Source organism: Wolbachia endosymbiont (group A) of Portevinia maculata (assembly GCF_964028525.1).
In the GTDB taxonomy this organism is placed as follows: Bacteria; Pseudomonadota; Alphaproteobacteria; order Rickettsiales; family Anaplasmataceae; genus Wolbachia.
Genome location: NZ_OZ034786.1, coordinates 613,361 through 627,939 on the forward strand (window position 1 = coordinate 613,361; position 14,579 = coordinate 627,939).

The following is a 14,579-nucleotide window of genomic DNA, read 5'->3' on the forward strand; positions in this document are numbered from 1 at the left end:
ACATCCTAAGTACAATAACATTCAAGTTTACTATGGACTACCTTACATGCAAGGGTTTTTATCTTTTATTAGAGAACTTATTATATCCACCCAAGGTAATGTTAAACGTATAGGTTTTTATGACCTGATCACTGTAAGTAAATGGTGTTATGAGAAGGCTTGCAAGCCCATTACTAACAAAATCTCCAAGAACAGGATCAGCACAATTATCGCAATTATGGTCAGCAAAAAACATTTGCGTTGTGAATTCTGGAAAATCTGGATGTTGAACTAGAAAGTTAATATGTGGAGCTCTCTCACCAATTTTACCAGGTGCTATCGTAATAAAATTATAATAGCCAAGATTATTCACTACAAACCTTCCTGATCCAGCAAAATTCGGATCGAGTTGATTATCCTCTATATTCTCATCGTAATGGTTCACGCCGCGTGAATTCGCGTGCCATATAGAAACTACAGCATTTTGTATTGGTAAACAGTTTATATCAGTAATTCTACCCACTATGTGTATTAATTCTCCTATTGCACTATTTGGAGAACCAGCTTTCCTTCTTAAATTGTTTGAAGAGCTAAAATTTTTTGGCCTTGCATCAAGGTCATATATTTCTGGAGTTTCAATGCAGTTGAGCAAAACAGGATCAGCTGCAAATAGCGGCAAACTGAATACCGTTTGTACTAAAAACGCTAATAAGATATTTTTCACATTCATTTCATTCACAATAGACTTCTTGCATAACCATATAACAAACTTTTATTGGGAATAGAAACGAAAAAATTACTTTACAAGCTTCGCCAGCCCCCTTATCATGAAAATGAAGCTATTTATTTATCTTCTCTGTACAGATTAAATGACAAAAAAACTCAACGTATTTGGCGTCTCATGTTTAATTTTTTGCACTATGTGCACCTTATGTCTTTATCAAATTTCTAGGTTTTTACCTACACAAGCTGAAATACGCTTATAAAGCATTTAAAACATCAAAAAACGCCAACTTAAAAAATGGATAGTGAATAACTAGCTACCCTAGGGTTTCTTTTGCCTTTTTTTCTGTTTAGTAAATTTCTTAACGTTTATAATTTAGATTAGTTGCGGTTTAAAAGCAGCTGAATCGCGGTTATTAAGCGTTTAGAATAAAAAAACGCCATACTTGAAAGTATAATGTAAGTAATTAGCCAACCACGGGGCTTCTTTTGCCTTTTTTTTCATTTGGTAAATTTCTTAATGTTTATAGCTAAACGACAACCGTCATTCCAGTACCTTCTCTTGTCATCCCAGTGCCCAGACACTGGGATCCAGTTCTTATTACCTGGTATAAAGTTAAGTTTTCTGGATTCCAGTGGGCTTTGTTGCATCGCTACTTATGAAAGGCTAACTATAGCTAGGATTATAAGCAACCTATTGAAAATCTTGTTTTTTTGCAATCAATCTGATCAAATTTAAGAATAGTAATTTATTATTTATATTAATAAACTTAATTCTATTGAAAATAGCTAAAGCATTGAAATTCTTGAATTTTAGCCGGATTAGTGAGTGGTAGTGAAATTTCTTTTACTCAAATTTAGGTATTCACTGACCGTTCTTGTTATAAATACCAGAATAATAAGCTACTGATATTCTCCATCTTTTTTATCTTTAATCCATCATAGCTAGCGATGCAACAAAGCCTTCCAGTGTCTGGGCACTGGAATGACACCGTCTTGGATGGAAGGGCTGGATGACAGGAGATACCGTCTTGTTAGTCAACAAAAAAATTATAAAAATTTCCCAAGTTGCATCATAAAATCAAAAAATACTTCCAATTGTGTAACAGTACACAGATTATAGTTAGTGGATATGTTGATAAGTAAATTAGTTTTATACGCACAAAACAGATGAAGTTTACTTATCAACATATCCACTAACCAACAACATTCAATAAATTTGTGTAAGATACCACTTTACATAAGATAGATAGGAAGCATTTTTGATTTTAAAGTACTAAACCTTCAGTCAACCTCCTAGCCCTGTAGTTTTTGATATGGTTAGGATCAAAAGCACTTTTGGATGTCAGAATACCGAAAATGATATGGAGTAGCTTACGCATTGCAGCACCAACGATGGCCATATTATGCTTACCCTTTTCCTTTAATCTTTGGCAAAAGCTCATAATGATAGGATTGTGATTCTTAGCTACTATGGCAGGAAAGAAAAGTGCCTTACGTAATGTTTGTGAACCGGATTTACTTAATCTGGGTTTGGCATATACAGAGGAACCTGACGTCATATTTCGTGGTATAACTCCTGTATATGCTGCCAATTGCCTGGCATCTCTAAAAACCTCTATATCAGAAACTTCAGCTAAAATAGCTATTGCTGATTCTTCTCCTATGCCTGGAATAGTCAATAGAAGTTGAAAATTTTCCAACAATTCTTTGTGTTGATTTAATAGTTCACGTACGGAGTTTTTTATTGTTTCTATTTTTTGAGCTATATTCATTGCAAGGTCTTCCCAAGCATTTGCAACTTCTTTAGGCAGTCTCTCTTTTTTTTCTAAGTGGTTATTTACTAATGTTAACTCATCTTTTAACGCAACTGAGCAACGATAAAGATGTTTTAATTTTTTCATTTCAGGAGAAGGTGGTGTCCAACTAGAAGGTTCCTGTCTTTGGCAATAATCAGCAATAACTTCTGCATCGGTCTGATCATTCTTTTGTCGTATCAGCTTACTCCTTGCATAAGATTTTATGCAATAAGGATTTACAACACTTACAAAATGTCCAGCATTGTGTAGAAATTCAGCCAGTGCTTCGCTATAACAACCAGTAGATTCCATGCAGGTTTTTACTTTTTCTACATTATGTTTGTGTAGAAAATTCAGTAGACTTTGAAACCATCGTTCTTAAAGCTTCTTTTTCTAGTTTCACGCTTTCCTTTTTTGCTTATAAATGAGAGAAAAACATCAAAGCGATCTTTTGATATATCTATGCCCAAAAAGTTGTTGATCATATATAACCCCATACGTTACCATTAAAAATGAAAAGTAAGGCTAACCTTGTGAATACAGAATTAGAACCATTCAGGTCTTTCTACGATACCGTCCAGCCTATACTTTTGAGAAGGGAATTCTTATCTCCTCTACAGATTTTATATCTAAGAAGAAGCACAGAGTTCCTCCCTTCTCCACCTAATGCTTAAGCTTAAAACATTAGATGCTTTTGACAAGATACAAGTAGAAGATATCCTTATTGCCTGCGTTGATGGGCTGAAAAGCTTTCCTGCAGCTATAAACAGTGTCTTTCCTAATGCGGAAGTGCAGATGTGTATAGTGCATCAGATACGCAACTCACTGAAGTATGTGGCCAGTAAAGATGCGAAGAGTTTTTTGAGCGATTTAAAGAAGGTATATCAAGCTTCAAGCAAGGAAATTGCCGAGAATTATCTGTTGGAATTGGATGAAAAATGGGGCACAAAGTACCCTATGGTTATAAAATCTTGGCAGAATAATTGGGAAAACTTGTCTGGTTATTTTAAGTATTCTGGTCCAGTTAGGAGGATAATCTACACCACCAATCCCATAGAGGGGCTACATAGGCAAATTAGGAAATTCACTAAGACCAAAGGCTCATTTACCAGCATAAATGCCTTGTATAAGCAGGTATATTGTGCTATAAAGAAGGCAGAGGAAAAGTGGACGATGCCTGTACATGATTGGGCATTAACTATCTCTCAATTTGATGTTTTCTTTCCTGGCAGATTGAAAATTGAGTTGAACTAAAAATGCGGTTTGACACAGTTTATTTAACACTCCCAATAGAAAGTGTTGGATGTAAAGTTTTATTTTTGCCGCCATACTCGTCTGATTTAAATCCAATTGAGAAGTTCTGGTTTGCCATCAAGCATGCCATAAAAAAAGCGCTGCCAAGCTTTTGGCCTGATATCAATTCTGCTATTGATTTTGTTTTTCAGTATTCAGGTAACCCTTTCTTGGGTTAGCTATAGGATCATCATCTATTCTTTTTTCTCTACAAGTATAGTATTTTCTAAAACGAATGATAAACGTCTAAAATGGTATTACCAACTAAAAGGTGTAAGTCTGTACATTGATGCATTAGAGGTCTGAGGCGACTTTTGATGGTGTGCCAACAATGCTCTATCGGATTTAGATCAGGTGAATATGTTGGAAGATAAAGCAAATGACAGCCAAAAGACTCTATTAATGACTTTGTTTTGGGAGTTTTATGGAATGTAGCATTATCCATAACTATGGTTGTATTACGCTGCAATTGTGGTTCGCTCTAACCATACATTAAATACATCTTTATTACACCCTCCTGTGAAGGTCATTGGTGCAATAAACTTCTTTTCAATCCATCCACCTATTATACTCACTCTTTCCCGCTTTTTTCCTGGAACATCAGCATATATTTTTTCTCCTCTTGGAGCTCGTGCATATTCTCAGTATAGAATATATTATACCTTTATCATTCGCTTTTGAAAATACTATACTTGTAGAGAAAAAAGAATAGATGATGATCCTAAATATTTAATAAATTTGACTACTGAGGAATTTCAAAAATCTCAATTTTTTATTAATTGTGAGATGTGGTACATTCTATCTTCATATAGCTTTCCTCTTCATACCTCAACTAATGAAATTAGAAGCATCAACTCCCTTCTGCAAGCAAGCAGCAATAACAGTGTTCATCATTAGAAATGCAATTGTCATTGGGCCAACGCCTCCGGGTACTGGGGTAATAGCTTTGGCTTTCCCTTTTATTCCCTCAAAGTCAACATCACCTACAAGCTCTCCTACATTAACACTATTTATGCCAACATCGATCACTATTGCACCTTTCTTTATCCAGTCTGCTTGAACAAAATTTGGCTTTCCGACTGCTGCAACTACTATATCCGCTTTAGAGCAATATTCAGCTAAATCTTTACTCTGTGAGTGCAAGATGGTAGCAGTGCAATTTTCCTGCAGCAATAGGTGAAACATTGGCTTGCCCACGATATTTGACCTACCAATCACCACTGCGTTTTTACCGGAAAGGTTCTCTTCAATTGATTTAATTAAATGCAAAGAACCTTTAGGAGTGCAAGGTATAAGGCAGTTTTTTTCACCTTTAACTAATCTACCAACGTTTTCATCGTGGAAGCCATCTACATCTTTTTCAATACTTACTGCGTTAATTACTCTGCTTGCACTAATATGATTTGGTAAAGGCAACTGTACTAAAATGCCATGCACAGATCGATCTTCATTTAACTCATTGATTTTTTCAATCAATTCATCTTCTGAAATATTATTAGGCAAAACAATGGTCTCAGAACTTATGCCTATTGATTCCGCTTTTTTCTGTTTGTTGCGAACATAAACCTGACTTGCTGGATTGCTGCCCACGAGAATTACTTTCAGGCAAGGAAAAATGTTATACTCTCTCTTTAAAATATCAATTTTTTGTGATAGCCTCTCACATAGGTCGTTTGCTATTTTTTTACCATCAATAATAATTGTCACTTCCTTGCCACTCCTTAAAGTCAGGTAATTTGATATCAAATAAATCCAATACTTTGCCAACAGAATGATTAATAATATCATCCAACGATTTTGGTTTAATATAGAAAGCAGGCACTGGTGGAGCAATTATTGCTCCCATCTCCGTTAATTTTAACATATTTTGTAAATGCCCAAGATGTAGTGGTGACTCTCGCACCATAAGAATTAATTTTCTTCTTTCTTTTAGCGTTACATCTGCAGCCCTTGTCAATAGATTGGAAGTAACACCTGATGCAATTTCAGACATTGTCTTCATAGAGCATGGTGCTACAATCATTCCTGAGGTTTTAAATGAGCCACTTGCTATTTTTTCTCCTATTTTTTCTTCAGAATAGTAAAAATCTGCAAGTGATGTAATATCTTCAAGTTTTTCTTTAATCTCATGAGCTAGAGTTATTTTTCCAGCACGACTTATCACTAAATGAGTTTCATAACCAAATTTGCAGCGCGTGACGCTGGAATCTATATTTCTTTTTCCCTGGATCCCAGTGTCAGCTACTCGGATGACAGGGATAAGAGATCTATTAATATTTCTTAACGCCTCTAAAATACGTACACCGTAAATAGAACCAGATGCTCCACTTATTCCAATTACAATTCTGCTATTCACTTAACTCTTCTTCGTAGCTCATTCCCAATGCACGTTTATAGGTATCAAGCAATATTTCCTGTTCCTCTCTGTCATCATCATCCATCTTCCTCAGCCTAATAATTTGTTTCATCACTTTTATATCCCAACCTTCATCTGCGGCTTTTACATATACATCACGAATGTGATCTTGCACATCCCTCTTTTCTTGTTCAAGTTTTTCGATTCTCTCTATGTAACCCTTCAACTCTTCAGCCGTTATTTTTACTGTATCTTCCATGAAACTCCACTAATTAATTGCTGCTACTAGTATTACCAGTTTTTACTTGCACTTCAACAACAGTAATAATATTTTTATCTTTTTTTAAAATCTTAAAGCGAAAACCATACATGGAAAACTCCTCGCCTTCGTCAGGAATGCGCTCTATTTCATTCACAATCATACCTGCTAGAGTTGTAGCTTCTTCATCAGGGAGATTCCAGTGTAACTGCCTGTTAATGTCCCTAATAGTAGATTTTCCTTCTATGTGATACATATTGTCAGATATTTTCTTTATGAAATTCTCCGTGATCAAATCATGTTCATCCGAAATTTCTCCAACTATTTCTTCCAGTATGTCCTCAAGAGTTACAATTCCCTGCAGTGCTCCATACTCATCAATAACAAATGCAAGGTGTTTCCTGTTCTTACGGAAGTTATGAAGTTGCACGCTGAGCGGTGTACTTTCTGGTATAAACCAAGGCTTTGACATAACTTGGGTAATGTCAACTTCTTCCGCTTTATTATTCTTTTCACGCAAGGCATTTATTAGACCCTTCACGTGAATTACACCGATAATATCATCTGGTTCTTTTTGCCATAAAGGTATCCTACTATGACTGCTAGTTAAAATTTCCCTTATTAACTCTTCTTTACTTCGATTTATATCAAGAGAAAATAAATTTCTTCTATGGGTCATAATTTGTGATATTTCTGTCTCAGCCAAATCAAGTATGCTGCTTAGCATATCTAAATCCTGTTGTAACATAGTTCCTTCACTGCGGTGAAGAGTAATCATATTACGCATTGCATCCGCTGCAGATATTACTTCCTTATCTTTATGCAGCCCACATAATTTCAGGATGAGGTTAACAATAAATTGAATACCTAGCGTCAATGGAGAAAAAATCTTTACAAAAAACAATACAAAATAAGCAGAAAATGATGCAAATTTTTCAGGATTTTGAATAGCATAAGTTTTTGGTAGAACTTCGCAGAATAATAAAATACAAAATGTCATTATAATTGTTGATAGGAGAATGCCCTCATTTCCAAAAAGATTGATAAATATTGCTGTAAATAAAGCAGAGCAAGTAATATTAATAATTGTATTGCCGAGCAATACCGTTCCTATTGTCAATTCTTTCTTATTTAATAAGCGGTCTATTATCCTGGCTCTTTTGTTACCGTCTAGCTTTAGCTTATTAACTCGAGAACGGCTAATTGAGGTTAAGCCTATTTCTGCTCCTGAGAACAAAAACGATAAAATTAACAAAATAAAAATTGCTGATGATACTAAGACCAATAACCAATCCATTAAAGTACGATGTTATTGTGATAAAAAATAAAATTAATTTTACATGTTATGAGAGGTATTTGCAAGCCTGAATTTATATTGCCGAATTTTATATATCTTTAATCTTAAAAAATAAATCATAAAGCATATTACACGCCGCATTCACATGCTCATCCTCAATGATAAGTGGTGGGGTTATCCTTACTACTTTGTTGTTTGAAACCCTAGTTATTATTAAACCTTTATCAAGAGATCGACTAATAACTTTATCAGCTACAGGAGTTGCTAGTTCTATTCCCATTAGTAACCCTTCTCCACGAACTTCTGAAATCATCTCAGGAAATTCTTTAGCTAAAGGCAACAGCTTTTCTTTTAAATATTTACTAATTCTCTTAACATGATCAAAAAAGCCTTCTTTTAGCATTATATCGAGCACTGCATTACCAACAGTCATGGCAAGTGGATTGCCACCATAGGTTGATCCATGAGTTCCTGGAGTGATTGCTTCTGCTATGTAATCTTTTACTAAACATGCAGCTAGAGGAAAACCGTTACCCATAGCTTTTGCACAGGTTAGCATATCAGGTTCAATGCCGACATTTTGATAATAAAATAAAGAACCGATGCGTCCATATCCGCATTGCACTTCATCAAAGCACAAAATTATCCCTTGAGCTTTTGTTATTTTCCTTACTTTTTGAAGATATTCTACGTCTAGTGGATATACTCCGCCTTCGCTTTGTATGGGCTCTAAAAACACAGCAGCTGTTTCATTGCTGATTTTTTTCTCCAAAGCTTTAATGTCATTTCTTGGCACTTTATCAAAACCAGAAAGAAGCGGAGCAAAACCTTCGCGTGATTTTTCACTGTTTCCAGCAGAAATTGCAGCAATACTGCGGCCATGAAACCCTCCTTCAATTGTAACAATACGATTACGTTTTGCTTGCCTTTTTGAATAAAAGTAACGACGAATAAACTTAATTGCAGCTTCTGTTGCTTCAAGCCCACTTGAGCAGAAAAAAACTTTATCTGCAAAAGTAAGGGTTGTTAAACGGTCAGCAAGCCTTTCTTGCTCGGGAATAGTGAAAATGTTAGAGCAGTGCCATAGTGAGCTCAATTGCTCTTTCAGTTTGTCTGTAATGTATGGATGACAATGCCCTAAAGAAGTTGTAGAAATACCTGCAGCAAAATCTAAATATTTTTTACCATCTTTGTCAAAAAGATATGCCCCTTCTCCCCTAACTATAGGAGTGTCAAGTCTATTGTACGCATTAACAACATGATCCATTTTATAAGTATTGTGGTATTATCTGTATTATACCTGAAATGAATCCATTAACACAAAGCTTTTCCTTTAACCTCTTATGCTACCTCAACTAAAAATTTGGCTAATGCAAACCTTTTTTGTCATTCTATAGCTAAAGTGACTTAGTTTTACCAACACTTATTAGCATTGTAAAAGTTTTTGTTTCTATTGAATGACAGTTGTAGCCTATGCAAGAAGTCTATTGACTTTGAGCGCACTTTAGCCTATACAATTTTAATATCTTAAACTACTGGACATGCCCGATCTAAAGACAATGATGTTAAATTTTGGCCCTCAGCACCCAGCTGCACATGGAGTGTTGCGCCTTGTTTTAGAGATGGACGGCGAAGTGGTTGAGAGAGCTGATCCTCATATTGGGCTTTTGCACCGCGGTACTGAAAAATTAATAGAACATAAAACGTACCTTCAAGCTTTGCCTTATTTTGATCGCCTTGATTATGTATCACCAATGTCACAAGAGCATGCATATTCACTGTGTGTGGAGAAATTGTTGCAATGCGAAATTCCAATTAGGGCAAAGTATTTACGTGTCTTGTTTTGTGAACTGACGAGAATACTAAATCATTTACTGAACGTCTCTTCTCAAGCACTTGATGTTGGAGCAATGACTCCCCTTTTATGGCTCTTTGAAGAAAGAGAAAAAATACTGGAATTTTACGAAAGAGCTTCAGGTGCAAGGTTTCACGCAGCTTACATCAGGCCAGGTGGAATTGCAGCAGATGTTCCAGAAGGTTTGATTGAGGATATTGCAAAGTTTATAGAGCAATTTCCAAAGTATATAGACGATGTTGATGAACTTTTAACAGAAAATAGAATATGGAAGCAACGCACTGTAGGAATTAGTGAAATATCAGTAGCGCAAGCACTTGATTGGGGCTTTAGTGGCCCAATGTTGCGCGCTGCTGGGCTTGCTTGGGATTTGCGAAAAAGCCAGCCATATGAGATATATGATCAACTAGATTTTGATATACCGATCGGCCAAAATGGCGACTGTTATGACCGTTATCTAGTTAGAATGGCAGAGATCAGGCAGTCTGTTAGCTTAGTGAAGCAGTGTATAGAGAAAATGCCTGAAGGGCCAGTAAAAACTGAAGATAGAAAAATTTCTCCACCGCCAAGAGCGGAGATGAAAAAATCTATGGAAGCTCTCATCCACCATTTTAAACTTTATTCGGAAGGGTATCATGTACCAAAAGGTGAGGCTTACACAGCTGTTGAGGCACCAAAAGGCGAGTTTGGAGTGTATATAGTTTCAGATGGTACCAATAGACCTTACAGATGCCGAATAAGAGCACCTGGCTTTGCACATTTACAAGCCTTAGATTTTATGGCAAAAGGACACATGCTTGCCGACGTTGCAGCAATTATTGGCTCACTCGATATAGTTTTTGGTGAGATTGATAGGTAATTATTGTAAAATAGCAACTCAACTAATGGTCAATACATCTTCTATTAAAAATTGTACAAATTCATTGCCATTCCAGTAATTCATAGAGATTTTACCCAAAATAGCTTTAACATTACCCTTCATGATAGCAGAGCCAAGATGAGTATTTGCAGAACGAAATGCAATAGCTCTTACCATAATATTATCATCAGCAATAAAACATTTTATATGGTCAACTCCTATAACTTCAGGCTTTCTTATCTTTGCTCCTTGGATAATAAACCTTGGTTCAGGATTCCCAACTCCAAATGGTCCCAAGCGTTGCAATTGATTCCATAAAGATAAATTTATTGCTTTAGCAGTTACTATACTATCAGCTTTTAAAGTTTTCTCATTTATAGAGTTTGAAAATCTTTCAGTAAAAAAATCATGCAAATCATTTATTTTGTCTTCTTTAATTGAAAATCCTGCCGCCATACTATGGCCACCACCTTCAATAATTAAATTTGTAAACTTTGCGGAAAGGACTGCAGCACCGATATCAACTCCCAAAATTGATCTACAGCTTGCTTTTCCTATTCCATTGTTTAAAGACATCACTATTGTTGGTAAGTGAAACTGCTCCTTTAGCCTCGATGCAATTATACCGATTATTCCCTGGTGCCAGTTGCCGCTTACCATTATAAAATTTACACCTAATTGGGCAAATTTTTCCGCTTGTGCTGTAGCTTCCAAGAGAGCCTCATTTTCTAACACTTTCCTTGCATTATTCAAATCTATTAATTTTAGCGCGATTGAATGTGCCTCTTCATCATCATCGGTGGAAAGCAACCTTGCACCGAGCGATGCTTCTCCAATTCTTCCTCCAGCATTTATGCATGGCCCAATACTAAACCCTAATCGTGAAACACTTGGTTTTTCAAGGATCCCCAAAGCATCAAATAAAACACGCAAGCCAACGTTTTTTCTTGCTGACATAACTTTTAATCCTTGTGAGACAAATGCTCTATTGAGGCCTGTAATCTGCATAACATCGCAAACAATTCCAAGGGCAACTAAATCCAGCAGATCAAATAAATCTGGTTCTTTTTTGTTGGTAAAAAATCCTTGCTCACGTAGGCTTTTATTAAGAGCAATAATCAGCAGAAATGACACTCCAACTGCTGCAAGGTTAGTATAAGGAGAGCTTTCATCAAGGCGGTTTGGGTTAACAACTGCTACGGCGCTTGGTAACTTTTCTGTACCAAGATGATGATCGACAACTATAATATCAAGACCAAAGACCTTTGCATCTTCTATTGGTTGATATGCAAGCGTACCGCAATCAACGGAAATACATAAATCGATCCCGTTTTTTTTAAGTTGTAATAAAGCATCTGTGTTTAATCCATAGCCCTCATCAACACGATCTGGAATGTAGATTATAGAGTGTATATCGATTGCTCTCAGGTACCTGTTAATCAATGCTGACGACGTTGCACCATCAACATCATAGTCACCAAATATTGCAATGTTTTCATTATTTTTTATTGCCCGTATTATACGAGAAACAGCTTTATCCATATCAAGAAGGTGAAAGGGATCTGGTAATAGCGATCTGATTAGTGGATATAAGAAGTCGCTCGCATTTTCTATGTTAACACCACGAGTAACCAATATTCTTGCTAGTACTTCTGGCAACTCAAATCTCTGTATAAGAGTTAAGATTTCCCTTTGATCTGCTTCTTGCAACTTCCACAATGCATTTGTTATGCTGCGCTTTTCAATTTCAAGTAGCATATTCTTTGTAAATAAAACTACTTTACCAGAACTTTTAAACTTGTTCTATAATTGTATTAGATGCACAGTTCCAGAGTGTGATGGTATGATAAAATGTGAGAAAAAAATATCATCAAAGGGAGGAATTATGGGACAAGTATTACATGGGTGCGCCAGAACAACAGAGACAATTCGTAGAGCAATACAAAATAGTAAAGAGAGCATAGCAAAACTCTCCAAGTGTTATAACCTTAAACCAAAAACTATTATTAAGTGGAGAAAACGCTCATTTACCAAAGATGCTGGTATGGGTCCAAAGCATCCAAGATCAACTGTTTTAACTTTAGAAGAGGAGGCTATAATTGTTGCATTTCGTAAGCATACTCTATTGCCATTAGATGACTGTCTCTACGCTTTGCAAACCTCAATCCCACATTTGAGTCGCTCCAGCTTACATCGTTGTTTACAAAGGCACAACATTAGCAGACTACCAGATGTCGATGGTGAAGTTAAATCAAGAAAGAAATTCAAACAATATCCTATAGGCTATTTCCATATTGATATCGCGGAAGTTAGAACAGAAGAAGGAAAGCTGTATTTGTTTGTTGCAATAGATCAAATTCACCTACGTTGAGTTGCACAAAAGTGCTACAAAACCCATAGCTGCTGAGTTTTTAGGTAATCTGATTAGAATTTTACCGTATAAAATCCACACTATTTTGACAGATAATGGCATACAATTTACAAATCAGAAGCGCCATAAATACGCCTTCCAACACATATTTGATAGAGTTTGTGAAGAAAATAACATTGAACATCGTCTGACAAAAGTTAGCCATTCTTGGACAAATGGACAAGTTGAACGTATGAATAAAACTTTAAAGAATGCTACAGTTAAGAAATATTACTATCGTTCGCATCAGCAACTTAAGGAGCATCTTTATGACTTTGTTATGGCCTACAATTATGCAAAGAGACTCAAAGCTCTTAGGGGTCTTACGCCTTTTGAATTTATATGTTCTCAGTTGACAAAGTCTCCTGAATTATTTATAATAGATCCACACCATCACACTCTGGAACCATACATCTTATACTCTACCTTAATTCTAGTTTCCGGACAACCTCTATCTCTACAAAAACTATATTTTTCTTCAGAAGAGAGTTATATTGTAACTATGGACAAAATAATCATAAAAAAATTTGGTGGGACTTCGCTAACTGATTTAAACCGAGTTGCAAATTTGATAAAAAACGATATTGAGAAAGGTTGTAATGTAATCGTTGTTGTATCTGCTGTTGCAGGATTTACTGACCAAATGGCTTTTCAGGCTAGGCAAATCTCAAATTTAAGTTGCAGACAAGAGTTATCAGAGTATGACGTTATGCTTTCAGCAGGAGAACAAATTTCTTGCGGTCTATTAGCTATCACTCTCCAATCGATCGGAGTTAATGCTAAATCGTGGCTTGCCTGGCAGTTACCGATTGTAACTGATGATTTTTATTCTGAGTCTAAAATAAAAACAATAAAGATTGACCGTGTGAAAAGATCTTTTGCTGAGGGTTATACTGCTGCGATCATCGCTGGTTTTCAGGGTATAAATGATGATAGAATCACTACTTTTGGAAGAGGAGGCTCTGATATATCAGCAGTTGCCTTCACGGTAGCCTTTGGTGTTAGAACTTGCGAAATTTTTACTGATATTGATGGAATATATACAGCAGACCCGAGAATTGTTCCAAAGGCACGCAAGCTCAAATTTATCTCTTACGATGAAATGTTGGAAATGTCGTCATCTGGTGCTAAAATACTGCATAATCGTTCAGTACAACTTGCAATGAAGCATAACATTAAAGTGCAAGTGCTATCCACTTTTAAAGAAGTAGAAGGCACCACAGTACTACACAAAAGGGATGTACTAGAGAGATACTTAATTACTGGAATAGCTTATAGCACTAATGAAGCTCTTGTAACTTTCACTAACCTTGCAAATAACTTGCGTACTTTAAGAGATATAGTAGGGGCAAACGTTAAAATTGATATGATACATGGGTCAAGTTTTGTTATCTCCAAATTTGATATTGATTTAATGGAAAAGTTACTGAATAAGAATGAAAATTATGCTATAAACGATAATGTAGCTAAAATTTCAATAATTGGTATTGGTGTTATGTCTAACACTGAAGTGATGCACCGCACACTCAAGGTTTTAAGCGAAAAAAAGATAGAAATACTTGCTATCACAACATCCGAAATCAAAATCAGTATAATTGTTCAAAAAGAATACGTTGTAGCTTTGGTCAAAGATTTACATACTGAGTATGAGCTTGATATGCAACACTAGGATAGGCTCGACGTCCACAACTGTACGAACATTGCAATTTGGGCCTACCAAGGAGGGTGTCATTCTCCTGTCATCCAAGT

11 protein-coding genes and 4 pseudogenes are annotated in these 14,579 nt (G+C 35.9%); 5 read left to right on the forward strand and 10 right to left on the reverse strand.

Features of this window, described 5'->3' with window-relative positions:
• Positions 1 to 58: 58 nt before the first annotated feature.
• The 3 genes and pseudogenes from ABWU36_RS03145 to ABWU36_RS03155 form a co-directional block, all read right to left on the reverse strand.
• Positions 59 to 709: a protocatechuate 3,4-dioxygenase gene (locus ABWU36_RS03145; protein ID WP_253310013.1), complete on the reverse strand. Its 651-nt coding sequence runs from the start codon at positions 707 to 709 to the stop codon at positions 59 to 61.
• Positions 710 to 1,203: 494 nt separating this feature from the next.
• Positions 1,204 to 1,353, reverse strand: a complete 150-nt coding sequence (locus ABWU36_RS03150) for a hypothetical protein (protein WP_264687718.1) — start codon at positions 1,351 to 1,353, stop codon at positions 1,204 to 1,206.
• Between the two features lie 617 nt (positions 1,354 to 1,970).
• A pseudogene (locus ABWU36_RS03155) lies at positions 1,971 to 2,986 on the reverse strand (IS110 family transposase).
• Positions 2,987 to 3,209: 223 nt separating this feature from the next.
• On the opposite strand from ABWU36_RS03155, the pseudogene ABWU36_RS03160 reads away from it, so the two are divergent.
• Both ABWU36_RS03160 and ABWU36_RS03165 read left to right on the forward strand, forming a co-directional pair.
• Positions 3,210 to 3,755: pseudogene (locus ABWU36_RS03160) on the forward strand (IS256-like element ISWpi15 family transposase); the annotation flags it as partial.
• A 2-nt stretch (positions 3,756 to 3,757) separates the two neighbouring features.
• Positions 3,758 to 3,973, forward strand: coding sequence for a transposase (locus ABWU36_RS03165; RefSeq protein WP_373457553.1), 216 nt, complete (start codon positions 3,758 to 3,760; stop codon positions 3,971 to 3,973).
• A 47-nt stretch (positions 3,974 to 4,020) separates the two neighbouring features.
• Here the strand turns inward: ABWU36_RS03165 and ABWU36_RS03170 are convergent.
• From ABWU36_RS03170 to ABWU36_RS03195, 6 genes and pseudogenes are all read right to left on the reverse strand, one after another.
• Positions 4,021 to 4,405: pseudogene (locus ABWU36_RS03170) on the reverse strand (transposase).
• Positions 4,406 to 4,622: 217 nt separating this feature from the next.
• A complete protein-coding gene (folD, locus tag ABWU36_RS03175; protein ID WP_253309370.1) occupies positions 4,623 to 5,501 on the reverse strand; it encodes a bifunctional methylenetetrahydrofolate dehydrogenase/methenyltetrahydrofolate cyclohydrolase FolD in 879 nt (292 codons plus the stop codon).
• Positions 5,485 to 6,150: a UbiX family flavin prenyltransferase gene (locus tag ABWU36_RS03180; protein ID WP_253309371.1), complete on the reverse strand. Its 666-nt coding sequence runs from the start codon at positions 6,148 to 6,150 to the stop codon at positions 5,485 to 5,487. The genes folD and ABWU36_RS03180 overlap by 17 nt, the downstream gene beginning before the upstream one ends.
• On the reverse strand, positions 6,143 to 6,409 hold the full coding sequence (locus ABWU36_RS03185) for a DUF2312 domain-containing protein (protein WP_064125346.1): 267 nt from the start codon (positions 6,407 to 6,409) through the stop codon (positions 6,143 to 6,145). Before ABWU36_RS03185 ends, ABWU36_RS03180 begins: the two co-directional genes overlap by 8 nt.
• A gap of 13 nt (positions 6,410 to 6,422) precedes the next feature.
• Positions 6,423 to 7,706, reverse strand: a complete 1,284-nt coding sequence (locus ABWU36_RS03190; protein ID WP_253309372.1) for an HlyC/CorC family transporter — start codon at positions 7,704 to 7,706, stop codon at positions 6,423 to 6,425.
• 88 nt (positions 7,707 to 7,794) lie between these two features.
• Complete coding sequence (locus ABWU36_RS03195; protein ID WP_253309373.1) at positions 7,795 to 8,973, reverse strand: aspartate aminotransferase family protein; 1,179 nt, start codon at positions 8,971 to 8,973, stop codon at positions 7,795 to 7,797.
• A gap of 274 nt (positions 8,974 to 9,247) precedes the next feature.
• On the opposite strand from ABWU36_RS03195, the gene ABWU36_RS03200 reads away from it, so the two are divergent.
• Positions 9,248 to 10,420, forward strand: a complete 1,173-nt coding sequence (locus ABWU36_RS03200) for an NADH-quinone oxidoreductase subunit D (RefSeq protein ID WP_253309374.1) — start codon at positions 9,248 to 9,250, stop codon at positions 10,418 to 10,420.
• Between the two features lie 18 nt (positions 10,421 to 10,438).
• Here the strand turns inward: ABWU36_RS03200 and recJ are convergent, their stop codons facing one another.
• A complete protein-coding gene (recJ, locus tag ABWU36_RS03205; RefSeq protein WP_353272989.1) occupies positions 10,439 to 12,178 on the reverse strand; it encodes a single-stranded-DNA-specific exonuclease RecJ in 1,740 nt (579 codons plus the stop codon).
• A gap of 127 nt (positions 12,179 to 12,305) precedes the next feature.
• On the opposite strand from recJ, the pseudogene ABWU36_RS03210 reads away from it, so the two are divergent.
• Positions 12,306 to 13,242 (forward strand): annotated as a pseudogene (locus tag ABWU36_RS03210) (IS481 family transposase); the annotation flags it as partial.
• A 90-nt stretch (positions 13,243 to 13,332) separates the two neighbouring features.
• The gene (locus ABWU36_RS03215; protein ID WP_253309957.1) at positions 13,333 to 14,499 is read left to right on the forward strand and encodes an aspartate kinase; all 1,167 of its coding nucleotides are present in this window, start codon (positions 13,333 to 13,335) and stop codon (positions 14,497 to 14,499) included.
• Positions 14,500 to 14,579: the final 80 nt, after the last annotated feature.

What these genes read in the sequence shown, in the direction of transcription:
- ABWU36_RS03165 (WP_373457553.1), top strand. Translation starts at nt 3,758, where the DNA reads ATGCGGTTTGACACAGTTTATTTAACACTCCCAATAGAAAGTGTTGGA.
- ABWU36_RS03195 (WP_253309373.1), bottom strand. Translation starts at nt 8,973, where the DNA reads ATGGATCATGTTGTTAATGCGTACAATAGACTTGACACTCCTATAGTT.
- ABWU36_RS03215 (WP_253309957.1), top strand. Translation starts at nt 13,333, where the DNA reads ATGGACAAAATAATCATAAAAAAATTTGGTGGGACTTCGCTAACTGAT.
- ABWU36_RS03190 (WP_253309372.1), bottom strand. Translation starts at nt 7,706, where the DNA reads ATGGATTGGTTATTGGTCTTAGTATCATCAGCAATTTTTATTTTGTTA.
- ABWU36_RS03185 (WP_064125346.1), bottom strand. Translation starts at nt 6,409, where the DNA reads ATGGAAGATACAGTAAAAATAACGGCTGAAGAGTTGAAGGGTTACATA.
- ABWU36_RS03200 (WP_253309374.1), top strand. Translation starts at nt 9,248, where the DNA reads ATGCCCGATCTAAAGACAATGATGTTAAATTTTGGCCCTCAGCACCCA.
- recJ (WP_353272989.1), bottom strand. Translation starts at nt 12,178, where the DNA reads ATGCTACTTGAAATTGAAAAGCGCAGCATAACAAATGCATTGTGGAAG.
- ABWU36_RS03145 (WP_253310013.1), bottom strand. Translation starts at nt 709, where the DNA reads ATGAATGTGAAAAATATCTTATTAGCGTTTTTAGTACAAACGGTATTC.
- ABWU36_RS03150 (WP_264687718.1), bottom strand. Translation starts at nt 1,353, where the DNA reads ATGCAACAAAGCCCACTGGAATCCAGAAAACTTAACTTTATACCAGGT.